Origin of the sequence: Methylophaga sp. UBA2689 (assembly GCA_002354555.1) — a bacterium.
Taxonomy (GTDB): Bacteria; Pseudomonadota; Gammaproteobacteria; order Nitrosococcales; family Methylophagaceae; genus Methylophaga.
The window spans coordinates 1-23,748 of sequence record DELT01000069.1; the positions used below are offsets into that span (position 1 = coordinate 1).

22 protein-coding genes and 1 pseudogene are annotated in these 23,748 nt (G+C 44.4%); 17 read left to right on the top strand and 6 right to left on the bottom strand.

Annotation, left to right across the window (positions count from 1 at the left end; all coding sequences use genetic code 11):
- Both B3M51_RS08180 and B3M51_RS08185 read right to left on the bottom strand, forming a co-directional pair.
- Window positions 1–236: ATP cone domain-containing protein (locus B3M51_RS08180; protein ID WP_292758195.1), on the bottom strand; the 236-nt coding region annotated here is incomplete at its 3' end.
- A 326-nt stretch (window positions 237–562) separates the two neighbouring features.
- Window positions 563–1,087 carry a hypothetical protein gene (locus B3M51_RS08185; protein ID WP_292483606.1) on the bottom strand — a complete coding sequence of 175 codons (525 nt, stop codon included), beginning with the start codon at window positions 1,085–1,087 and terminating at the stop codon, window positions 563–565.
- A 320-nt stretch (window positions 1,088–1,407) separates the two neighbouring features.
- Here B3M51_RS08185 and B3M51_RS08190 point away from each other — a divergent pair, with 320 nt between their 5' ends.
- The 4 genes and pseudogenes from B3M51_RS08190 to B3M51_RS08205 all read left to right on the top strand — a co-directional run bounded on the left by B3M51_RS08190 (window position 1,408) and on the right by B3M51_RS08205 (window position 7,384).
- Window positions 1,408–2,805, top strand: coding sequence for a cytochrome ubiquinol oxidase subunit I (locus tag B3M51_RS08190; protein ID WP_292758197.1), 1,398 nt, complete (start codon window positions 1,408–1,410; stop codon window positions 2,803–2,805).
- Window positions 2,805–3,803, top strand: coding sequence for a cytochrome d ubiquinol oxidase subunit II (cydB, locus tag B3M51_RS08195; RefSeq protein WP_292758199.1), 999 nt, complete (start codon window positions 2,805–2,807; stop codon window positions 3,801–3,803). Before B3M51_RS08190 ends, cydB begins: the two co-directional genes overlap by 1 nt.
- A 294-nt stretch (window positions 3,804–4,097) precedes the next feature.
- A pseudogene (gene cydD / locus B3M51_RS08200) lies at window positions 4,098–5,684 on the top strand (thiol reductant ABC exporter subunit CydD).
- Between the two features lie 2 nt (window positions 5,685–5,686).
- Window positions 5,687–7,384 (top strand): amino acid ABC transporter ATP-binding/permease protein, encoded by a 1,698-nt coding sequence (locus B3M51_RS08205; protein ID WP_292758201.1) that lies wholly within the window; start codon window positions 5,687–5,689, stop codon window positions 7,382–7,384.
- Window positions 7,385–7,444: 60 nt separating this feature from the next.
- Here B3M51_RS08205 and B3M51_RS14420 read toward each other — a convergent pair whose 3' ends face one another.
- A complete protein-coding gene (locus B3M51_RS14420) occupies window positions 7,445–7,609 on the bottom strand; it encodes a phage integrase N-terminal SAM-like domain-containing protein (RefSeq protein WP_349676724.1) in 165 nt (54 codons plus the stop codon).
- Between the two features lie 246 nt (window positions 7,610–7,855).
- On the opposite strand from B3M51_RS14420, the gene B3M51_RS08210 reads away from it, so the two are divergent.
- The 11 genes from B3M51_RS08210 (at window position 7,856) to B3M51_RS08260 (ending at window position 17,605) form a co-directional block, all read left to right on the top strand.
- Window positions 7,856–8,248, top strand: coding sequence for a hypothetical protein (locus B3M51_RS08210; protein WP_292758203.1), 393 nt, complete (start codon window positions 7,856–7,858; stop codon window positions 8,246–8,248).
- Window positions 8,249–8,489: 241 nt separating this feature from the next.
- Entirely contained in the window at window positions 8,490–9,152 is a 663-nt protein-coding gene (locus tag B3M51_RS08215; protein ID WP_292758205.1) for a hypothetical protein, read from the top strand.
- Window positions 9,153–9,231: 79 nt separating this feature from the next.
- Window positions 9,232–10,059 (top strand): DUF6602 domain-containing protein, encoded by an 828-nt coding sequence (locus B3M51_RS08220; RefSeq protein ID WP_292758207.1) that lies wholly within the window; start codon window positions 9,232–9,234, stop codon window positions 10,057–10,059.
- Between the two features lie 92 nt (window positions 10,060–10,151).
- Window positions 10,152–11,123: a hypothetical protein gene (locus B3M51_RS08225; protein WP_292758208.1), complete on the top strand. Its 972-nt coding sequence runs from the start codon at window positions 10,152–10,154 to the stop codon at window positions 11,121–11,123.
- A 148-nt stretch (window positions 11,124–11,271) separates the two neighbouring features.
- On the top strand, window positions 11,272–12,210 hold the full coding sequence (locus B3M51_RS08230; protein WP_292758210.1) for a hypothetical protein: 939 nt from the start codon (window positions 11,272–11,274) through the stop codon (window positions 12,208–12,210).
- 91 nt (window positions 12,211–12,301) lie between these two features.
- On the top strand, window positions 12,302–12,979 hold the full coding sequence (locus B3M51_RS08235) for an RES family NAD+ phosphorylase (RefSeq protein ID WP_292758212.1): 678 nt from the start codon (window positions 12,302–12,304) through the stop codon (window positions 12,977–12,979).
- Window positions 12,980–13,155: 176 nt separating this feature from the next.
- A complete protein-coding gene (locus tag B3M51_RS08240; protein ID WP_292758214.1) occupies window positions 13,156–13,917 on the top strand; it encodes a hypothetical protein in 762 nt (253 codons plus the stop codon).
- A gap of 85 nt (window positions 13,918–14,002) precedes the next feature.
- Complete coding sequence (locus B3M51_RS08245) at window positions 14,003–14,914, top strand: hypothetical protein (RefSeq protein WP_292758216.1); 912 nt, start codon at window positions 14,003–14,005, stop codon at window positions 14,912–14,914.
- A gap of 90 nt (window positions 14,915–15,004) precedes the next feature.
- On the top strand, window positions 15,005–15,730 hold the full coding sequence (locus tag B3M51_RS08250; protein ID WP_292758218.1) for a hypothetical protein: 726 nt from the start codon (window positions 15,005–15,007) through the stop codon (window positions 15,728–15,730).
- 61 nt (window positions 15,731–15,791) lie between these two features.
- Window positions 15,792–15,950 (top strand): hypothetical protein, encoded by a 159-nt coding sequence (locus tag B3M51_RS08255; RefSeq protein ID WP_292758221.1) that lies wholly within the window; start codon window positions 15,792–15,794, stop codon window positions 15,948–15,950.
- Window positions 15,951–16,489: 539 nt separating this feature from the next.
- Window positions 16,490–17,605, top strand: a complete 1,116-nt coding sequence (locus B3M51_RS08260) for an alkene reductase (protein WP_292758223.1) — start codon at window positions 16,490–16,492, stop codon at window positions 17,603–17,605.
- A 139-nt stretch (window positions 17,606–17,744) separates the two neighbouring features.
- Here the strand turns inward: B3M51_RS08260 and B3M51_RS08265 are convergent, their stop codons facing one another.
- Complete coding sequence (locus B3M51_RS08265; RefSeq protein WP_292758225.1) at window positions 17,745–18,725, bottom strand: LLM class flavin-dependent oxidoreductase; 981 nt, start codon at window positions 18,723–18,725, stop codon at window positions 17,745–17,747.
- 493 nt (window positions 18,726–19,218) lie between these two features.
- Between B3M51_RS08265 and B3M51_RS08270 the strand changes: the two genes are divergently transcribed.
- Window positions 19,219–20,958, top strand: coding sequence for a protein adenylyltransferase SelO (locus tag B3M51_RS08270; protein WP_292758227.1), 1,740 nt, complete (start codon window positions 19,219–19,221; stop codon window positions 20,956–20,958).
- Window positions 20,959–21,814: 856 nt separating this feature from the next.
- Window positions 21,815–23,110, top strand: coding sequence for a tyrosine-type recombinase/integrase (locus B3M51_RS08275; protein ID WP_292758229.1), 1,296 nt, complete (start codon window positions 21,815–21,817; stop codon window positions 23,108–23,110).
- On the opposite strand, the gene B3M51_RS08280 is transcribed toward B3M51_RS08275, so the two are convergent.
- Together B3M51_RS08280 and B3M51_RS08285 are read right to left on the bottom strand one after the other, a co-directional pair.
- The gene (locus B3M51_RS08280; protein ID WP_292758231.1) at window positions 23,107–23,298 is read right to left on the bottom strand and encodes a helix-turn-helix transcriptional regulator; all 192 of its coding nucleotides are present in this window, start codon (window positions 23,296–23,298) and stop codon (window positions 23,107–23,109) included. The two genes, B3M51_RS08275 and B3M51_RS08280, sit on opposite strands and share 4 nt — an antisense overlap.
- A complete protein-coding gene (locus B3M51_RS08285; RefSeq protein ID WP_292758233.1) occupies window positions 23,298–23,639 on the bottom strand; it encodes a hypothetical protein in 342 nt (113 codons plus the stop codon). The genes B3M51_RS08280 and B3M51_RS08285 overlap by 1 nt, the downstream gene beginning before the upstream one ends.
- Between the last annotated feature and the right edge of the window lie 109 nt (window positions 23,640–23,748).

Below are 23,748 nucleotides of genomic sequence, written 5' to 3' on the forward strand. Positions count from 1 at the left end.
CCGCCATCATCCAGACGTCGCAGCAGATTTTCACTTACCTGACGGGTAAGTTCGGCAACGGTTTCATGAATACGTCGGCTATCTTTGGCTGCTTCACCTTCAACGGCTAAAAATGCCTTGGTCAGTGCAACAGCAATTTTGCTGCTGTTGAACTCAGTGACTTTGCCGTTACGACGAATAACTTTGTAACCGGTTTCAGAGGAGGGTTGGGTGTAGTGTTCTGCTTCGCTCGCCATAGTGATTTTCCCTGCATTGTGTGGTAAGACTTAAAAAACGGCAAACCACAACAAATTGTGGTCGCAACATGATTGAACCACAAGATAATGTGTTTTTAAAGACTTAGCAAGGGGATAAGTTGCACATAAATTGTGCATTAGATGTGGATAACTTTGGGATGATCAGGCGGTAACTAAGATGCCATGCGCGATCACCGAAATTGATCCATTTTGGTGAAGAAAAAAATATTTTTTTGTTTAAAGGCAGTTAAGTAAAAAATTGCTGGGCATTATTCCCAACGAGCCGGAAAGGACCGACTCGTTGGTTGAATAAGTGGACAGAAAAATCAAAATGTTTCACTGATGGAAATGGCGGATCCTTCCAGCAGGTCTTTGATTAAATCAATTTCTTCATGATCATCAGTTTGTACAATTACTGTCCAATGATTTTCATGACTGGCTTCAACCGTTTTGGTAATTAAAGGATCATGGTCGGGCCGTATTGATACCGCACCGGCGATCATCATGCCAAAGGTCAAACCGAAAAAGATAAAAACCAGATAAGTGAATAAAGGACTGGACTGAGTCATTTCGGGACCACTGATGACCAGTGCGGTGGCTATGATTACCCCGAGTATCATCCCAATCAGGCCAAGCCAGCCATGCGATTTCACAATAGTTTTGGCAATACCATGACTTTCTGGTTCGATTTTTCGACTGATATTGCTGTCTTCTGGTTTGACGATGCTGATTACTGCGGGTGAAATACCATTCTCGACGAGTTTTTGCTTCGCAGCATTAGCTGAATCTTTATCACCAAAAACCGCGGCAACACGGCCTGTATGTTTTTCATCTTGAATTTCTACTTCCATATTCTTTCCTCCTGAGATACATGAAACGTTATTTCATTCGGTAGATTCGTATACCAGACTATCGTTGTTATCCTGATAAAGAAAGTATCCCAATGCGGATAACCAATCATGTGCGTGCACAAAGCACTGTATTGAAAGTGACAAATTCAATCTTAAACAATTCATATCAGACTTTGCTTAACCTAGGTTTAAGTAGGGTTATTTATCGAAATGACAAAAAAATTGATCTTAATCATTTTTGTGTCGCACTTCCTATGATATTTGTAGTCAGTAACCAGGCCATTCATGGCTTTTGTAGCTGAACAAAATTTGGAGGCACCATGGAACTTGACCCGCTAATACTGTCACGAATTCAGTTTGCGTTCGTGGTGTGTTTTCATGCCATATTTCCAGTCTTTACGATTGGTCTGGCAAGCTTCATCGCTGTACTGGAAGCGTTGTCATTAAAGACCGGTAATCCAGTCTGGCAGCGATTGTCGAAGTTCTGGATTCAGGTCTTTGCCGTGGTGTTTGGGATGGGCGTTGTCTCCGGCATTGTGATGTCATTCCAGTTTGGTACCAACTGGAGTAACTTTTCCTACGCTACAGCCAACTTCCTTGGGCCAGTACTCAGTTATGAAGTAGTCACAGCCTTCTTTCTGGAAGCCGCTTTTCTTGGCGTATTGTTGTTTGGTCGCGATAAAGTCCCACAAGGTGTGCATTTATTTGCGGCCATCATGGTGGCTTTAGGTACTTTTATCTCTTCTTTCTGGATTCTCGCTGCCAATTCGTTAATGCACACACCTGATGGGCTGGTGCTTCGCGATGGGCTCTATTATGTAGTTTCCTGGCGTGACTCAATTTTCAACCCTTCATTTGGTTACCGCTTTACGCATATGGCACTGGCGTCCTTTTTGACTGCTTCATTTGTGGTCGCGGGTGTGACTGCCTGGTTCATCATGCAAAAACGGGAATTGGAAGCTAATAAGAAAGCACTTTCAATTTCCTTGTGGTTGATACTTATCCTGGCCCCAGCACAAGTGATGGTGGGTGATTTTCATGGCTTGAATACACTGAAACATCAGCCAATGAAAGTAGCAGCAATGGAAGGGAACTGGGAGACCGGAACCGGTGTGCCATTGTTGTTGTTTGCGTTGCCTGATCAAGAGAATCAGCAAAATCTTTTTGAAATCAAGGTCCCCAAACTGGCCAGTTTTATCCTGACCCATGACTGGAATGGTGAAGTACCAGGATTAAATGAAGTGGCGCCAGAAGAACAGCCACCGGTATTTATTGTGTTCTGGGCCTTTAGGGTCATGGTGGCGATGGGAATGCTGATGGTGTTATTTGGGCTGGCCGGACTCTGGCTTCGCAGAGGCGGACGCTATCTTGAAAACAGAACCTTCCTCAACGGCTTACGGGTAATGAGTCTGTCACCGTTTATTGCCGTGTTATCGGGGTGGATCGTAACCGAAACCGGTCGGGCGCCGTGGTTGATATATGAACAGATGACTCACGCGCAGGGGTTAACCCCATCTCTAACCGGAGGTATGGCTTTGTTTACGCTGATTGGTTATATCGCAGTGTATGCCATGGTGTTCAGTGCCGGGGTGTTTTATCTGATGACAGTATTTCGCGGCGGATTGGAAACAGCCAACGCTGAACATGTTGATTCAGATGTTGAAAAAGCTCAACGGCCAATATCTGCTGCCAATGCCAATTTAGAAGGAGGTCTGTGATGGATCAGCCATTCGATTTAGTAGTTATCTGGGCCGGAATTATTGGCTTTGCGGTGATGATGTATGTGTTGATGGATGGATTTGATCTGGGGCAGGGCATTTTGTATCCCTTCGCCCCGGATGATCATTCACGCGACATTATGATGAACTCAGTGGCACCGGTATGGGATGGCAATGAAACCTGGCTGGTGTTAGGCGGCGCGGGATTACTGGCAGCCTTTCCACTGGTTTATTCGGTGTTTCTGCCTGCTTTATATATAGGCGTGTTTTTAATGTTGGCAGGCTTGATTTTCCGTGGCGTTGCGTTTGAATTTCGCTTTAAGGCGAATACCACCAAATACTTATGGGATTGGGCATTTGCCGGTGGTTCGTTTGTGGCTGCATTTGCACAGGGAGCTGTAGTCGGGGCCTATGTTCAGGGGTTTGAAACCAGTAACTTTGTGTATGTCGGTGGCGCATTAGACTGGTTAACACCCTTTACTGTTATTACTGGCTTAGGTCTGGTTGCTGGTTATGCCTTATTGGGCAGTACCTGGCTGATTATGAAAACAGAAGGTGAACTGCAACAGTGGGCGTATAAAATTACCCCAATTCTGCTGATAGCAGTATTGGTGGTGTTTGGTATTGTCAGCTTGTACACACCGTTTGTAGATCAAGGCGTATTAAACAGATGGTTTAATGGCGTGTCGATTATCTGGTTATTGCCTGTACTCGCCTTGTATTGCGCTTTTCTGGTGTTTCGCTCTGTTAAAAAACAACAGGAAGGAATGCCATTTGTGGCCACGATGGGATTGTTTCTATTTACCTATCTCGGTCTGCTGGCGAGTAAATGGCCTTATCTGGTACCACCCGATTACACACTCTGGGATGCGGCCTCGGCCTATGAATCACAACTGTTCCTGTTGCTGGGTTTCTTGTTTGTTATTCCGTTTGTACTGGGCTATATCGCCTGGTCATACTATATTTTCCGCGGCAAAGTGAGAGGTGGTTATCACTAATTCCTAGCCGCTACCGCCGAAACAAATTGCTTCCAACACGACGCAAAAGCTGAAATTTAGGTACTCTACCTAAGCACGAATCAACGTTGTTGGAGGCAGTTGGTCTCGGACCTCTGCGAAATGCGTCTGTAAATATAGCGCTCGAAGACAGTCACGCACACGCCTTAATCAGGCGTATTTTCAGTTATTGAATAGGCGGCTATGAAAGATCAACAGGCCCTGAATAAAGCCGGACGTTTATTACTAAAACAGCTTACCCAAAAACAACGAAGCCGATTGCTTCAGGCTGTTTTTATGGGTGTGTTGGCGACCATCGCAATGATTGTGCAATGGTATGCTCTGGCACAACTGACCTATAACTTAATCATCCAGCAGCAACCTTTTACTGAGCAATCCATGTTGATTGTGCTGATGGTGCTGAGCCTTATTTTACGTTCGGTACTGATCAGAGCTCAGGAGCATTACTCCCAACTTTCCAGTCTGCATGCCCGAGAGTTTTTACGTGAGCAGGTCCTTAGTGGCTGGCGCCAAACCAGTGCGTTAATCCATAGTCAGCGTTCTCCCGGTGCAGCAGCCAGCCAATTGATTGAAGATATTGAGTCGATGGATGGCTATTTCGCCAGATTCTGGCCACAACAAATGCTGGCAGTGCTGACACCGCTGTTGATTCTGATAGTAGTGTTTTATTACAACTGGCTGGCCGCGCTATTTTTACTGGTGGCGGCACCGTTAATTCCGTTATTTATGATGCTGATAGGCTGGGGGGCTGAAGCAGTTAATCAGCGCTTTTTTTATCAACGGCAACGTCTGGCCGGACATTTTCTGGATCGCGTCAAACATCTCACGACGTTAAAACTGTTTGCAGCAGAGAATGAGGCTTTAACAGAAGTCGAAGAGAGGAGTCAGGATTATCGTCAGGTGGTGATGAAAACCCTGAAGCTGGCATTTCTTTCATCGGCTGTTCTGGAGTTTTTTACCAGCGTCGCGATTGCCAGTATCGCCATTTATATTGGTTTTGCTCTGTTTGGCTCCATCAGCTGGGGCCCAGCGGCAGATATCACATTATTCAGCGGTTTATTTATTCTGTTGCTGGCCCCCGAGTTTTTTCAGCCGTTACGAAATCTATCCCAGTTTTATCATGACCGTGCTGCAGCAGTGGCAGCCGCTTCTCATATTGCTACGCATCTACCAGATGAGGATACAAACTCTCCAGCAGAAGATGTTTTTGAGCTAACGGCAGACGGTTACTCTTCAATATTAATTGCCACCAATCTGGGTATCGGTTATCAGCCTAGTGATGTTCTTCAGGACCCTATCAATCTTAAGTTGAGCAAAGGGCAGTGCCTGGTGATTAATGGTCCATCCGGCTGTGGCAAGACCACGTTATTGCATACCTTGGCCGGTTATCTGAAGCCCTTATCCGGCAAAGTGCTGTTAAATAACCAGCCGATGGGGAAGGAAGCGATTCGTTATCTGCCTCAAAAACCGTGGATCATTAATGGCAGCTGGGCAGAGAACCTTTCTGTACTGGCACCAGATGCAACATAAAAGGAAATGCATAAGGTATTAAGTCAGCTAGGTTTTGAAAGCTTAATTTCAAATAGAAACAAAGGTCTAGATAGCAAACTTAATGAACATGGTGAAGGCCTGTCAGGAGGGCAATTACAACGTCTGGCGCTGGCAAGAGTGTTACTTTCCCCTGCGCCATTAGTATTGCTTGATGAGCCGACGGCCAGTCTGGATACAGTAAGTCGTCAATATGTTCTGGCGGCGCTTACTGCATTAAAACCGCAGTGTATTTTAGTGATTTCCAGCCATGATGCCGATGTACTGGCACTAGCCGATGAACAGCTTCAGTTTGCCAGTAAGGAGAGTGACTAACGATGCCCAGCCATTCTCAAATGAGTTTTACGCCACTGAAGTTCTGGTTAATCAAAGTTCTGCAAAATCAGAAAAAGCGCTTAATCATCTCTTTACTGCTGGCCTTATTAACGGCTATTTCCGCCATGGGGTTATTAGCATTGTCTGGCTGGTTGATTACAGCTACGGCAATCACCGGGCTGGCGATTACTGCTGGCACAGCCGTGTTATTGGATATCTACCGACCAGGTGGGGGCATTCGATTTTTTGCGTTAAGTCGAACGGCGGGACGGTATTTTGAACGGCTGCATAGCCACGATATGGTGTTAAGAGTGATTGCCGGATTTCGAATATCCCTGTTTACCGGCCTGATGGACTTGCCGGTTCAACAACTGCGAAATACTCAGGATAGTGAATGGCTGAGCCGCTTAACCGCCGATCTGGATAATCTCGACAGCCTGTTATTAAAGTTATTGTTACCTCCAATTGTTGTGTTATCCAGCGTACTTTTACTCGCTGTGTTTATCAGTTTTTTTTGGTTAACGCTGGGGGTTACATTCGGAGTTATCACGCTGCTGTTGGGAAGTATTTATTTCAGCTTTTTTACCCGGAAAACATCACAGATAAGCAGCGATTATGCCCGGCAGATCAATCAGGCCAGGTCTCAAACCATAGAGCATCTTCAAGGACAGCTGGAACTCCAGGCGGCGCATCTGCAACAAGCGGATCAAGCAAGATTAGTCAGTTCGCTGAGCAAGATTGGCGAGTCGCAGTTAAAACTAAATCGACATATCGCCAACGCACAGTTAATAGTGAATATTTGTCATGGATTGTTGGTCATCGCTGTGGCAATTGCAGCGTTATTTGCCTACCAGAATCAGCTTGTCAGTGGCCCGGTTGCCGTCATGTTGTTTCTGGCCGTGTTTGGATTGGGTGAGTTACTTTTAAACCTGCCAGGCCAGCTGGGGCAATGGGGTAGGACACGCTATGCAGCTGAACGTCTGCAACCCCTGGCAGAGCACGCAGCTTCAGAGAAATCGACGCTGGCAGAGATTGAGCGGCTGTCGATGATGCTGGCAGATCACCCCAAAGTTATCAGTAGCATAGACACCGCTTTTGCTTTTGAACTTAATCCATCTGAATGTCTGTTAATAAGTGGCCGTTCTGGAAGTGGCAAGTCGACAATAGCCAATATAATGGCTGGCCTTGAAATACCGGACTCATATATAACGCCTTATCAGTTGTTGATAAATGGCATTCCATTGCGAATAGAGCAAACACAAGCCTGGCACAAGCAGATTGGCTATCTGACTCAGCAAAACAGCATCATCGCCGCGACGTTATATAGCAATCTGACACTGGGGCTGAACGAGATTGACGAACACCAGCTTTGGCAGGCACTGACTTTAGTCGAGCTGGATGATTGGGCCAAACAACTACCAAAAGGATTACACAGCTGGTTGGGTGACACAGGCAGCCAATTATCTGGAGGGCAAGCAAGAAGGATCTGTCTGGCAAGACTTTTACTAAAAGAGTCGAAACTGATCTTGCTGGATGAGCCATTTAACGGCATTGATGGAGAGATGGCAGAACGCATATGGCAGCGTGTATATCCCCAGTGGCAGGATAAAATGCTTATCGTGCTAATGCATCAGCGACCGGTTTATTTTCCAGAAGTTGATAACCAGCAAATGTTTGAAATCAATCTGGATCAAAATTGATCTCCAAAATCGCTTTTGCTTGTGTAGATAGTGCAACTTGGCGATTCACAGCATGGTGTGTCAGAAAACGTTCAATCTCAACATCCCTAATAGTGAAGGATGTTGCTTGTCATTGAAAACTATGAAATATTTAATCCAGTAAACATACGAGTCGATGGTACGACGAATGTAATTATGTACCATCATAAAATCTGCAATGGATTTAAAAAATGGAGATTGGGTCATGGAAGCAGCCTTATCCTTGACATCGACAAATCAAACATATCAGAGTGGCCCGATTAATCACGAATTATCGGGCCGTGCGCCTTTTTTAATTTTTACATCTTAAGTTTCCATGAAAATAATAATATATTCAAAAAGTTATTTGGTTCACATTTTTATTCCTCCGAAATAAAAGGCCGCCCGCTAATAATTATTATGAGGCCAACGGCCTCATTAAAGGGCTGTTAGCTTCTCAAGGAAATAGAGCGTATGAATAAAGTTTTAGTAATACTCTTATCTATATTCATTGCCTCATGTGCAAGTAATTCTGGCATTACGAATTACCAAAGCAAAGATAATCTCGAAGCACCCAAGCCAGCAGCGTGCGCGAGTATTGATCGGCTCCAGTCGAATCAAAATCCAGCTGATATATTTGTGGGCATGAAAGAGTGTTTGAATTCCGAGAATTATTCAGCCGCAGCAGAAATGTATTACGCTGCAATGTCATATGGAATTTATGACACCAAACGAGTCAGCGATAAAACATCACATCAAGGTCTTATAGTTCTCCGTATGAACACATTAGGTGGTCTTTCAGAACAACAGATTTCTCTTCTCCAATCAGAAATCAATACAATCTTGGAAAATAATGAGCCAGTATGAGAGGCCTTAACTGCTAGAGGGCTACCAACATATAACCCGACGTATATGATTCAGCATGAAATGGGTGCATTTACAGGCAATCAGCCCATCAAGGGTATTGTTGAAGGTTTTGATAGTCAATCTGCATGGGGCAGGCAATCGAAAAAACAGTTAAGTGCAAGCATAGCTAACAAGCGCATGTTGTCGGACTGGTTTTCGGCTGCGCTACAAACCAGCCGCAAATGCGGGCGTTAGACGTAATATGGAAGAACTACTTTTGAACGTATGGTGCGAAATTGTAAGTTGGAATTGGTCTGGAATTATTCAAAGCATAACTGGGCTTGGAACTCTTATTATCGCCTTTATTGCTTTAACTTCATGGCGACGCCAACACGGCTCACAGGCAGTAACCAAGTTGATCGATCAACTTACTGACTCAATACATGAATTTATTCAATCAATCTCGCCAGCTGTGCAGATGCTATCGTTTGTTCGTATAGGCATTGAAAGCCAAGAGTTCAATCGGGATCTTAATAAAGACCTGAAGCACCCCTTAGCGGTTGCATATATCGAAAAAGAAGGCAGGGAGTCAGCTGATCGTTTAATGGAGCTTCTAAAAAATGCAGAACAGCCAGTACATCGAATTCGGTCCCTTCTGGTAAAAGGCCAGGTACTAGGAATATCCAACTATCACGAGTGTCAAAACGCCTGCAATATGATCGTTTGCCAGTTTGATCGGCTACAAGTCGTTTTTTCTATGCTTAGTAGCCAGCATATGAACTGGGAACATCCCAAGGTTATAGAGAATCTTGACAGTATGATGGATATAACTCCCGAGGATATTTTTCAGCATATAAATGAAAACCAAAAGAAATATCTAGCGTTTCTAAAGGAAACCTATACTAAAGAGTACAAAAGCGTCTAACAAAAAGTTCAACAACGCTCGTTCCTCGCTCGGCCGCGCTAACGCGCGCCGGTTAACTTGGTGTTAAGGTTTATTATCTATGACTCTGAAAAGTCTATATAACTATGAGTGCGATAAACTTTTAAACGGTGTGGACCTCTTTAGGGCTCTCTTACCTCATGGTGAGCATGATTCCTCCATCCACAGTGGAGAAGAAGGCCGGTTTGTCGAGAACCTTGTAACAGAATTTTTAAGGAACTCTCTGCCAGACGGATTGAAAGTGGCTACCGGGTTCATCGTTTGCTCTATGAATACAGATATAAGATCCGGTCAACTTGATATAATTGTCTATGATGATCAAAAGTACTCAGCCATCATGAAATATGGGGATGCTGTGGTTGTTCACGATAAGTCCGTAATTGCTGCAATATCAATAAAGAAGAAACTGTCGCGTCAAGAATTTACCTCTGAGATTGAGTCGCTTTCAAAGGTTGGTGCTATGTGCGGAAAGAACCGGCAGCCTAAACCTTACCTAGCGCTTTTTGCCTTAGATATTAGGGGGCTTTCAAGTTTTGAAGATACGGTAAATGACGCTATATTAAGGCTTCGCGAAGCGTATCCGGATAGGCGTCAAGGATGGTCGGAAAATGAGATGATCAATGATGTCATTGTTCTCAATAAATTCATACTTAAAAAGCAAGATACCAAAGAAGAAAAGCCGAAAGTGTTCAAGGCCAAGTATATTATGTGTGGAGGAAATAACGAGCACAGGAATATTTATGTACAGCACCTTGTCCATGGAATAGGCAAGGTTCTAAATGAGAGGAACCATTGTTCGGATAGTGTTCTGACAAAATTCCCTTCTATCGATTTTAGGAAAGCGACAGAGATTGAGCTTTGTACACGTGATAGGCCCTACAGACCTTGATAAGTTCGTCAATGGGACCGTTTTGTTCCGCTTCGATCCACAAATCGACCCGTTACGCTGGCGTTAGACACTACTACTCAGATGGAGCGTAAATGAATCCAATAATTATCGATGCAGCAACAATATATGATCCAGCTAGACTTATAGCAGTGTTAGCATCGGTTGATATTCGGCATTCTGAGGTTTGGGTTTCGCAGCGATATGATCATTTTAAGGAGAAAGATTTTTTAACTGGATGGGGAACAGACGATCGAATTGGCCTTCTTCCGGCCCGTGACGGCAGTTACAAAGCCAAGCCCTTAGATATACCTTCACCTGATGAGAAGTTAAACCCCACTCATTGTGATACTGGTCCAAAGATCTTGCGGTGGGCATTGGATAAAGGAATGGCAGTTCCGAAAGACCTTTTCAAATTCGAGGAACTAGCCATCGAATTAGAAAAAGAAAACCGTATTGATCACCTATCAGAAGCCATAATGTTGGGGGCTCCGACTGCGTATGACATGAGAGCTGGTGAAGAGTGGACCAAAGAATATTTAAAGAAAACAGGTCAAGAAAGTCTGGGGCCTGAATTCGCTTGGCGATTAGAGCCGTATGGTATCGGTCATGGTCTTGGATTAATGCTGGCTGCAGCCAGTGAGTATTCAGTACAGCCATTTTTTAGCCACCCATTTTTTCGAGATGGCAGTTCTACACACAACTACACATATTATAAGCGTGACCAACGAATTGGTGCGTCTTCAGATGCATATATTAGTCGAGATACGCAAGATGTTGAGATAGGTGGTTCGTTAATTGAGGCTCAGAACCTTTTGAGGAGCCCTGAGGCTATATCGCTCTCTGAGGTAGCGTTCTATCTGAAACAAAAAGAACGCATTGATTCTATAACTGGGATTATTACTGCCTCAAAAAATATTGAAAGCCGTGGGAAAGATATCGGTATTATTACTAGCAAATATGCAGGCACCATAGTCGCTGACACAATGCTATTTGGTGGTCTTCCGCTAACAACTTCTGCGGTTTCCTTATATGACATTGGAGTAAGGTTTTTTAAATCAAAATGAATGTGACCGCTACCTTTCCTAACAAGTGTATGCACACGACAAAAAACTGCGTCGCTCTGTTTGTATATGGGCTTCGCCCATTTTACACAAACTACACGCCACAGTTTTTGCGTGTGATACAAGGGTTATAAATGTCAAACTCTGATCTATGAGTAATGGCAAACACTTCGCGGCAATTAATGATATTGCTCACGACCTTGGGGTTCTGGAAAGGGACTTATTGGAGTGGGCGAGTCGCGAGCGATTAGCTATCAGTAGGGATTCTCGGGGTCGCTTGGCAATCGAGACGAAGTACAGACATAAGTTCGCGCAGAGCCAAGAGTATGAACAGTGCATAAAACGTTCAATCAACGCTGATAGGCACGGTTGGGAAGAAAGCCGCGATTTAAAACAATCCTTTAAAGAAAAAAGATTGGAAATTCTGGCTATCTATGATGAGTACATCGATAAGCTTCGGGATTTGCATTTGTCCATACGGGCTGAGGTCAATCGGCATCAAGAGGAGTCCGCGGTACGAGCTGCTTATCTCCTTTTATCTAAAGCAATCAGCTGCCTTCAAATGGGATGCGTCAACATTCGGCAAGGTTATTGGGCAGCTGGCTCAGTCATCAGGGAAGTTGATGAGGCGATTGATTTGGCAATGTATTTTGTAGTCACGTCAGACTCGGATGCTGGGAAAAAGGCCTTGCTGAAGTGGTTTCGTGAAAATTTTTCCCCGACGCATTCCGAATGCCGAGAAGCGCTATCAAAGCATATGTCTTTTGTTATCGGTGAGGAAGATTACGAACAATATCGCCTTCTAATGAATGAACTTTACAAGAAAAAATCTAAATGGGTTCACCCAACCTTTGGTGCTATTAGAGAGGTGACCCAGTTTTATGTATCTGAAAGAATGGAGATCCATGAGTGCTGTTTAGGAATCACCGAACACGAGAAGAAGTTACTAGAATTAACTGATTTCTATAAATCTAGCATTTGGAGTACTTTCCAAGCTTTTTTCTTATGTTTCCATAGTGCACTGCCACTGAATCAAGCCACGTCTAACAAGTTGTTAAAAATAGATAAGGCGTTTCAAAGTTGGGAGTGATTTATAACAAGGTGGTAAACGGGACGCCAAGGGCGCTTCGCTCCGTAGCCGCCCGTTACCACTGGCGTTAGAGGAATAGAGAAGATTTCCCATGTTTGAAGAGTATTCAACTTTTGTAAAAGAAGTGAGGAAGTCAAATAGATATGTTTGGTCTGATTCTACCACTGTATTCCTAGAAAAATTATCCGAATGTTTTCACGAAAGAGAATACCGTGTGCCGCGCGGCTCCAAGCTTTTTCGATCGCAGATTGGGTATGCAGAAGTAAACCTCGAAGGTGAAAATGCGTTATCCGCTCTACCAGCCAAGCGGATGAAACCTACGCCTGAATTTGCTAAAGAGGGAAGATCGAATCCGAAGGGAATCCCTTATTTATACTTGTCGAATGATAAGCAGACTAGCATGTCTGAACTCAGGCCTGCAGTGGGTGAGTATATTTCGTGTGGTGTCTTTGAGGCGGCTAAAGATCTTACGTTAATTGATTGCCATACTACTGATCCCACCATTAACGAAGTCGGCTTAATTTTCAGCCCACCGGATACTCCAAAGAAATCGATCGATGCTACATGGTTTCTAATCAACAAAGAATTTTCGAAGCCAGTAAAGAATAGTGAGTCTGACACGAACTATGTTGCAACACAGATAGTTGCAGAATTGATTAAATCTAAAGGCTATGATGGTTTGCTTTGTAAAAGTCATTTGGGGCCCGGATTCAATATTGTACTATTTGAACTGGACTCGGCACATATTAGAGATTGTCACATACTATAAACTAAAACGGTAAGGTATGAGTTTGAAGAAACGGATAATCCATACTATGTCAGAGCGCCAAAAGACCTCTAACAAACCGTTCAACAACGAAGCCCACACCTTGCTTTGTTTCGCGTGTGGCTATCGCCATCATACGCTACACTACACAAGGTGTGGGCTCGTGTTAACGGAGCGTTATGTTTAAAGGAGATGAATTGAACATTTCATGGGACAAGGTGGAAAAGGTATTTCGACTATTTTTTCCAGAATTTTCTAATAAGGTTACATGGACAGTAGTTGTTGCTGGTTTAGCATTAACATCTTCCTCAATAATAGAAAAGATCATACAAACTGTATTTAAGGTTACTTACAACATAGATATATTTGGTGGTAATGATGCAATTATTGGTGTAGGACTAGTCGCTCTTGGCATGATTCATAACATTGTGCTTCAAAGAGAGAAAACTAAAATAGAGATATCGGCGAATCTCCCCGTAGATAATTCAGCCCAGCGTGAACATGACATTCAAATTTTCAATCGCTTGAATGAAACAATGAATGAAGAAAGCCTAGAAGGCACACTTAATTGCCTTGAAGTTAATCATGCATATTTCTATAGCAAATACTCTCCCATTGGGAATTTCATATATGCCATAGATAAATCCGATAATGCGTTTGCTGATGAATGTTTGAATGATGAAATGGGAAAACTAAGAGCGAATCTTCACAGACTTAATTCTTTCTTAATCAACAATTGCCAGCAGATGCGTCATGGCACAAACGATGACTATCTCTGCCTGCATCCGTACTGGAATTGTGACCGTGATGGCACATTCGGGAATAGAGAAGATGACATTAAATACGATATAGCTATGAAGGAAATGTACGAAGTCATTAATGATGTCAGAGCAGGTTATTCTTCGTACAGGAAAAGTATAAAGTCTAAACTGGCTGTTTAAATGAAGATAAACATAACAAATCAAAGCACTCGGACGCAGCAAAGCTTCGCCGGTATTTGAGGCGTTATGCAAATAGACAACGACCATGAATAATCCATATTTAAGTAACCCGCCAAAACTCATCTCATCTTTTGTTTGTCATGTAGACATACTGGGCTATTCACAACTAAGCAAAGAGGCAATATCTTCGGGGAATGGAAACGACTTCCTTAACAAAATACGCATTGCGCTGACTAAGGCTTATGACCGTGTCCGAGAAAGTTCGAAAGGTTGGAAGAATAGTAATCGTTTTTCGATTAAGGTATTTACTGACAACATTGTCGTAGGTTATCCAGTAAGAAACTTCCAGAGCAGCTTAGGAGAAGGAGAGCTTGGCCACATATTTAGCGTATTCTCTGAGTTTCAAGTCGCATTGGCTATGGAGGGATTTCTAGTAAGAGGAGGAATTGCTTTTGGTAGCCATTACATGGATGACGATATAGTTTTCGGAGACGGTCTATTGGAGGCGTTAAAACTAGATATTTCTGGAGGAGCGCCAAAGGTATCTCTTGCACCATCAGTAGTTAAAATACTTCAGCGTCACTTGGGGTTTTACAGTGAACCAGAGCACTCACCACAAAGTCATGATCTCCTCGAAGATTCTGACGGGTCAATATTTATTAACTACCTGGAGAACGCATTCATTGCCTTTCCTGACGCTGGTATTTTTTTTGAGGTATTTGAAAAACACCGAAACACAATTATTGATGGATTGAAAAAATATAGTGGCCTGCCAGATGTAAGGGCCAAGTATGAATGGGCGGCGAGATACCATAATTTTGTATGTGAAGATTTCCAGAATAAGAATCCCGTACCAACTAGCCCTGATGCAGATGAAATCTATGCAGCTGCTGCCATCGAAGCAAGGCGGCTTAGCGATTATATAATAGATATCGAGTCATTAGCACCTGCACCAGGAAGGTTAAAGTTATCAACAATTCGACCGGTGCAAAGTTGAAATGCATAACAAGGCACTGCTACGGAAAATTTACTCGCTGGCGCTCCTGAATTTTCGTAGAGCGCGGCGTTAACAGTCTAGGGAGTGCTGATGGCTGTCGAGAAATTCGAGTTTCCTTCAAGAGGTTTCCATATAGTGGCCATAAAAGTTGGGGAGGCTGATTATTTTCTCGGCATGCTAAAGGAAGTACAGGGGCACTATGATGTGTTCTCATACGTCTTAAGCGGCTTCGCATCAGCTGCACGTAGTATCACTTTTGCACTGCAAGCTGTAATGACTAAATATCCAGGTTTTGACGACTGGTATATAGATCACCAAAAGATTCTGAAAACCAATGGTCTAGCGAAATATTTTGTGAACCTTCGAAACTACATGCAGAAAGTTGGCGAGATACCGGTAGGGCATACAGGCACAATGAGAAATGGCCAGGTCAAGCATCTATCCTACTTCGTAGATATTGATGATCTTAAAGATGCTCCTGCAGGTGAAGTGACCAAACTGGCTGAAGAGTATTTCGTAGCGGTTTTAAAAGTTGTTGAAGCCTGCTACCGAGATTTCTGGATGTATGCCGATCCTCGGGCAATTTTTACTGAAGAGGGTTTAGAATTGCTTGGTTGGGTGATCGAGGATATTGAGGAAGCTGCCGGTCTTCCTAGAGGGTACACAGACATACCATATGATGGAGAAGATAAAAATCATCAGCGTTTACGTCTGTTGGCAAGAGAGTTTCAGGGTGATGAGATGATGGAGCAATACTTCAAAAAGTACGGTTTGGAAACAACTGTTAACAAAGCATTGCAGCGAACAAGCCGCTGAATGCGGCGTTAAGGGCTTATATAGCATTCAGCAAATAAATATATAGCCGAGGAAATGCAACATGGAGACAATACTTAAAGTAGCAGCAAGACAAATTATTGATGAAATCAATCAGCAAAATCTTCATGTCGATGAAAGCATCAATACTTACTTAGATAACATTAAAGAAAATCTAAATTGTGTATCAAGCCTTGCTGCTGAATGCAGTGCTGAAATGTAACCTGAAGATGCCAAAAAATACTCGCATAAATTATTGACACAAATCAAAGGATCAGCCAACTTGATTTATTCTTTGTCACTCTGCGAACAAATCAGAAGGTAAGCTTTTTTAGTCTCTATCCGAATCAGTGTTGCCAAGGACAAACAATTTATCTTAAGCAAGAACTCGGAGACGTTTAGTCCATTGCCTGTACTGTAATTTCGAACGAATGTTGCCGCTTTGAAGTATCAAAGATATCTGAGATGCTCATTAACTGCGGAAGATCTTCTCAACAAGCAAGAGCGTATAAGCTTTGAGGCTCAGGGTGTAAAAAGTACACATCATGTCTGAACTTTATTAGTAATCAATATTTAATCTGGTTAATTTATTTCACAGTTTTGGCTTAACGAAATACCTGAAAAATCTAAAGAAAAAGCTAAGTTTGATATGCAATAAGGAAAGGCATCACACCTACAAAGACATCACCTTAAACCTCTGGCAGATGTATTGCATGGTTGTCTGATTTAGATTAGTAAATTAATGTTTAAGGAGCAAAACTGATGGTGCAAAACGATGACATCCTATTCGAGCCTTTCCTGCTTGGAGATCTGACTTTACGTAACCGAATTCTGATGGCTCCTCTGACTCGATCTCGGTCCCAACAGCCGGGCGATGTTCCTACAGAAATGAATGCAGAATATTATCGCCAGCGTGCTGGTGCTGGACTCATTATCGCTGAGGCTACCCAGGTCTCGCCTCAGGGTAAAGGTTACGCTTTCACTCCAGGCATCCACTCTGAGGAGCAAGTGGCGGGATGGCGTCGTGTAACAGACGCGGTGCATGAAGAGGGTGGTTCCATATTTCTGCAGCTTTGGCATGTTGGGCGCATTTCTCATCCTGAACTTCAGCCCAATGGCAATAAACCCGTGGCACCTTCGGCCATTAAACCGGAAGGGGCCAAAACCTATATTAGTGCTGATTCTGGAATGGTTGAAATTCAGACGCCGCGCGCACTGGAGCTTAAGGAGATGCCAGGTATAGTCGAGCAATTCCATCAAGGTGCAGAAAATGCTAAACGTGCCGGTTTCGATGGGGTTGAAATTCATGCAGCCAATGGTTATCTGTTGGATCAATTCATAAAGAGCGGCAGCAATCATCGTGAAGATGAATATGGTGGTTCATTAGAGAATCGCTTACGTCTGCCTTTGGAGGTGGTCGCGGCAGTAATTGATGTATGGGGCGCTCAACGCGTTGGTGTTCGGGTGAGTCCAACCGGAAGTTTCAATGCTATGGAAGACGCAGATCCGACCACCACCTTTGGTACCTTTGCGAAAAATCTCGACGCGTTGAAGATCGCTTTTATCGAGGTGGTCGAGGACTCATTTCAAGGCAATCATTTTTCCGGCCGACCTGAGGCTGTTATTGAGGCCATACAGGAAAGCTTTACGCGTACCTATATTGCCAATGGTGGATACACTTTTAATGAGGCTCGTCAAAGAATCGCCGAAGGTAAGACAGACCTAGTAAGCTTCGGTCGTCTTTTTATCTCTAATCCCGACCTTCCTGAACGCTTTCGTCTCAGGGCTCCTCTCAATGAATGGGACGATAGTACTTTCTACGGGGGAGATGAGCATGGTTATATTGACTACCCGAATCTATCCGAACAGTCGACTTAAAGGATATCAAGTGGTCAGCCAACTTGATTTATTCTGTGCCACTTTCTGCAAACCCATCAGGAGGTAAGCTTTTGTAGTCACTATCCAGATTAGCGATATTGAGGACGAATAATATGCCCGAGCAAGATCTCGGAGAGATTCAAGCCATTGCCTGGGCAGTAATTTCGATTGAACGTTGCCGCTTCGTGGTATCAAAGATGTCTGAGACGATCATTAATTCGTCGGCTTGCGTTTTCTCGATAAGATTTTGTAAACCACTTTGAACCGTCTCATAACTACCAATGACACTGCAATCCAGCATTTGTCCTGCCTGGGCCTTTTCCTGAGGCGACCAGTAGGTTTCTATATCTTCGATAGGAGGCTGCATCAAGCCGCGAGTACCGCGAAAGAGGTCAGTAAATGACATCTGCTGTGATGTTGCCAGGTAGCGAGCTTCCTCATCACTATCAGCTGCGATCACATTGACTCCGACCATTGCGTATGGCTTATCCAGTTGTGCGGAAGGTTTGAAATTCATCCGATAAACCTCAAGTGCCTGATAAAGCGCTTGTGGAGCAAAATGAGAGGCGAAACCATAAGGTAATCCCAGCATCGTCGCCAGTTGTGCACCGAATAGGCTGGAGCCCAATATCCAGATAGGCACATTACTTCCCGAACCGGGTACCGCCTCAATTTGCTGATCGGCCTCTTTGGGCGCAAGAAAAGCCTGTAATTCCTGCACATCCTGCGGGAAGTTATCAGCATTGACTGGATTTCGACGTAAAGCACGTAAGGTCATTTGGTCGGTGCCGGGAGCGCGACCCAATCCAAGATCAATACGGCCCGGAAATAGTGCTTCTAATGTCCCAAACTGCTCAGCAATTATATATGGCGCGTGATTAGGCAGCATGATGCCACCTGCACCAACGCGAATGCTATTTGTCCCAGCAGCAATATGGCCTATGACGATGGAAGTAGCAGCTGTTGTAACACCAGGCATATTATGATGCTCTGCTACCCATATGCGTTTGTATCCCAGTCGCTCAGCATGCTGCGCATAAGTCCGTGCATCATTAAGTGCCGTTCTGCGGTCAGAGCCTTGGCGTACACGGCCAAGTTCTAGAATAGATAGTGGAATCATATGGAACTACACCTTATTTTGTGTTTTTGTCACTTACTAGGCTAACTTTTGGGGTCAGGTTTTTAAGACAGTCCTTAAAACCTAAACCTAACGATTAAAGATCAATGGCAAGCAGAAATGTCGCACCTATAAACTACGAAAATATCTGCGTAAAATGTTTTAAAGCCTACAGTCTGTTTTTAAATTTGATCTTTCGCTCTAAGCAATCTGTCACCTAACCCATATCTAATTTTGTCTACGGTTTAATGTATAAATTCAAGAAATAGTGGCTCACTAACTCTGGTCAGAGAATTTCTATTATGGAGAAGTGGCAAGAAAAGCTAAGCACTAACGTGGGGTGCAGCTGTCAGAGATGCAAATCCTCAAGTGACAATCAGAAAGTGATCCAAAGTTATGTTCAAAGTGTTGATCTGTAATCGGACAAGCTGCCGATGCAATGGATTAATCAGCGGTAATACAGCTTTTTCCTCACCTTAACAGGAGCACGATGGTAATGCGACAACACCAGCAAACCGACGCTATGGAAACAATCTCCAATCTCGATAATCTTGCTAAGTTGGTAAGTTACTCGTTTATGGACACGCTTAATGCTGATCCTGACGCGACGTCAAATGGCGCTGACCATTTACCCCGACAAGTCTTTTCGGGCCACTATGTTCCTGTTAGTCCAACACCACTCGAAAACCCCGAGTACGTGGCACATAGCAAAAACCTGTTTCGCGAACTGGGCTTCGCCGATAGTTTGGCTGAGTCAGCCGACTTCATGCGTGTCTTCTCCGGCAATCTGTCAAACGTTCCGGAGCCGATGCGTAAAGTTGGTTGGGCGTGCGGCTATGCACTTTCAATATACGGCACCGAATACACCCAGCAATGTCCTTTTCAGACCGGGAATGGTTACGGCGATGGTCGTGCTATTTCGGTGCTAGAGGCAGTGATCAATGGTCATCGTTGGGAAATGCAGTTAAAAGGTGGGGGCCGGACGCCATACTGCCGCGGCGCAGATGGACGTGCTGTTTTGCGATCAAGTATTCGAGAGTTTCTGGCACAGGAGCACATGCACGCACTTGGCGTTCCAACGTCACGCTCTCTGAGTCTGTATGTGTCTAAAACCGAAAAAGTAAGACGTCCATGGTACTCAGAAGGCTCACACTCTAGAGATCCAGATACGGTTATATCAGAGCCAGCAGCTATCTCGACGCGGGTCGCACCGTCTTTTATTCGGGTTGGCCAAATTGAGCTCTTCGGTCGTCGTGCCCGTAACAATGAACATCCAGAAGCAATGAAAGAGCTGGAGCAGATAGTCTTGCACCTCATCGATCGTGAGTATGGTGACGTTATCGACCAAAACCTGAGCACATCAGAAAAAGTATTGATGCTTGCTCGCGAGTACAGAAACCGATTTACATCGCTTATTGCGAACTGGGTCCGTGTCGGTTACTGCCAGGGTAACTTCAACAGCGACAATTGTGCTGCAGGGGGATTTACACTCGACTACGGTCCATTCGGATTCTGCGAACTATTTGATCCGTACTACCAGCCATGGACGGGAGGAGGGCGACATTTCGCATTTTTGAATCAACCTGTTGCAGCGGAAAAAAACTTTCACATGTTTTGTACAGCATTGCGTCCGTTGCTGACTTCGCATCAGGATGCTCTGAGTCAGTTCGACGAGATTAAAAGAAGTTTCGCATCAGTAATGCAGGTGCAAATGGAGAAAATGTGGGCAGCCAAACTTGGGCTGGATACGTTTAATGAGGAGTTGTTTAAAGAGCTTGTAACGCTGATGATGCAAACATCGGTTGATTACACCATTTTCTTTCGTGAACTCTCTATGCTGCCCGACGAGATTGGTCCACTCAAAAACAGCTTTTACCAGAACCCTGCCTATAATCGTGATCACGAACGGATAGATAATCGCTGGTCAGAATGGCTCACAAAATGGAAAGCGCTCATCGTTAAGGCCAACACGACAGATACTCATCCGTTTTCTCATGAAGAGCTGTCCATCCAGATGAAACGGGTCAATCCAAAATACAGTTTGCGGGAGTGGTTAGTTGTGCCTGCTTATCAGCAAGCTAAGGAGGGAGACTACTCACTCATTCGAGAGCTACAAGAAGTCATGACTAATCCATATGATGAGCAATCGAAAGAGGTAGAGGAGAAATTTTACAGGCTGAAGCCACAAGCGTTTTTTGAGGTTGGCGGACTGTCGTATTACAGTTGCTCGTCCTGATTTTACGAAAAATCCTCAAGGGAATAGCTACGATACGATCTGCAAAAGGGGCAGTACACGGGGTGCAGAAGGACGAAAACTCGAAGCAAAAAGCGCTTTATGACTGCTTTGCTTCAGGTTAATGCGGCTTTAAAAATGATGTGAGTAATATGATTTTCCTGAAATAACTTGGGTATGGAAATGCAAAGATTATTACGGAAAGTATTCATCAAAGGTGTAAGAGAGCGTTCAGCAATCAAGGTGGGATTATCTCAGCACTTTTACAAAATCATCATTATGGTTTTGGGTTTGCTCGCATTTCAGCTCGAAATAATTGATCGGTTTTTGTTGAACCTGTTACCAACGAGTGGTGACATTTTCTTTTTATTTGGCATTACTGTGATAGGAATGATCATGTATATCGATTTTCAGATGATTAAATCCAGGATGGAAATGCACATGACTTTAAGGCAAGTTCTGCGTTATAGAAGAAGATGCGCATAAGTTTATTGGCAACTCGTTCAAACGCCCATGCTTGGGTAGGCAAAGAGAGAACTAGAAAGTGTCATTTTAAAAAGCGTTTGTTCAGATCCGATGATATAGCCTGAAATATTTCCTAAATACACACCAACTAAAATCACAATTACCAAACCCCAGATACAAAAAAACGGACCGAAGTCCGTTAGTTTGTTTGGCGGAGGGACAGTCCTACAGATGGGCGGTTTTAGTGGTTCGCTAAAGTCTTTTTAGTGTTATATAAATCAAGCTAAATCAATCACCTACATTAATTCACGTCTTCTGAGGTGTTTTAAAGTTTCTGCAAAGCCAAGCATAATGTGGTACAAAAAGTGGTACAAAAATCACTGAGACCCATTTCATGGCCATAAACAAGCTTACTGTACTGCAGGTAAACAATCTCTCGATACCAGGCAGATATGCCGATGGAAACGGGCTTTATTTGGATGTGTCCAAAAATGGTACAAAAAGCTGGTTGTTTCGGTACCAGTTGAATAATCAGCGTAGATGGATGGGGCTGGGGCCGTATGATAAGAAATCAAACACGCTGGCTGATGCGCGCTCAGCTGCGGTTGATAAGCGTTCAATGGTGCTCCGTGGTATAGACCCGGCACAGCATGAAGCAGATGAGCGTCAGCGTGCCGCGGATGCCCGTGCACGGCAGTTAAAGCAATCAAACCAGCGCAACCGTCTTGATTTGATGACGTTTCGTGTGTGTGCTGCTGAGCTTATTGCGAGCAAATCATCTGAATGGACCAATGAAAAACACATTCAGCAGTGGACCAATACACTAGACACGTATGCCTATCCCGTTCTGGGTGACTTGCCGGTTAAGGATATTCAAACTGAGCACATTCGCCGCTGCCTCGATCCGATATGGCACGTTAAGACCGAGACAGCGAGCAGGGTGCGTCAGCGCATCGAGTCGGTGATTGATTACGCGATCGCAAATGGATGGCGTAAAGAGGCAAACCCGGCCAGATGGAAGGGGTTGCTGGATACGTTTTACCCTAACCCGGAAAAAGTGAAGCGCAAACGGCACCAGGAGAACGGCACTGATGAGCATTTCCCAGCATTAGATTATGCCGATATGCCAGCGTTTATGGCTGAGCTTGTCACCATGCCGGGCGTGGCCGCTAAGGCATTACGCTTTTTGATCTTAACGGTACCCAGAACCACTGAATTGCGAATGGCCAAGTGGGACGAGTTTGATCTGGAGAAAAAGCAGTGGGATATCCCTGCAGCCAGAATGAAGATGACCAAGCCACATCGCGTGGCGCTATCTGATGCAGCGGTTAAGCTGATTCAGGAAATGCCACACATCAATCAGTATGTTTTTCCGGGATGGAAATATGGCCAGCCGCTCAGTGATGGCGGGATGGCTGCAGTGTTAAAACGAATGAGCCGGACAGATATCACGGTGCATGGGTTTCGCAGTACGTTTCGGGATTATATCGGTGAAGAAACCGGGCACCCGTTCCGGCTGGCTGAGTTTGCGCTGGCGCACCAGCTGACGGATGGCGCAGAAAAAGCCTATGCCCGTGGTGATATGTTAAAAAAACGATTCAGCATGATGAATGACTGGGCCAAGTATGTGGACAGCAAAATCAGCAAGCACAAAGTGGTGCCGATAAATCGTAAGGCTCAAACCGGTTAAGCCGCATCGCGCTGATGAATCATTCGGCGCATCCATGAGTCAATCTCTGACTCTACCCAGACGGATGACCGGCCTACCTTCACCGGCTTGGGAAATTCATCCCTTGCCATGTGGGTGTAGATAAAAGCTTTGCTTTTGCCGATTCTTGATTTCACCTCTGGCAAGGGTAAAAAACGCTCTTTTGTCATCACGCTAACCTCATCATTTTTGCTTTCACGGCGATCTCATCGGGTGTGAATCGATTTGACCAGTGGTGCAGTCGGTTTTTAGCTTCCAGATCTTTGTCGTGCCGGGGTAGTGGTGTGGTCCAGTCGCCGTGCCTTCTGTCTTGGGTTTTATCTTGTCGCTCGGCTTCGGTTTGATGACCACGCTTAAAGGCGTACTCCACACTATGGCGTGACAGCCAGTTTTGAAAGCGGCCTTTTGACACGTTGAAGTAGGCGGCCCATTCCGCAACGGTTTTGGTCATGCCGTTGTATCGGATCAGCATTTTTCTGCCGTGCTGCCGGTTGAGTATTTCGGGTTTCATGAGGGGCTTACTCCATCCTCTATGGTTAAACAAATCAGAGTGACACCAACAAAGTACATCGAGAGAAATAAGGCTTCTAAGTTGTAGCCGCTCTTGGGAAAGGCAACGA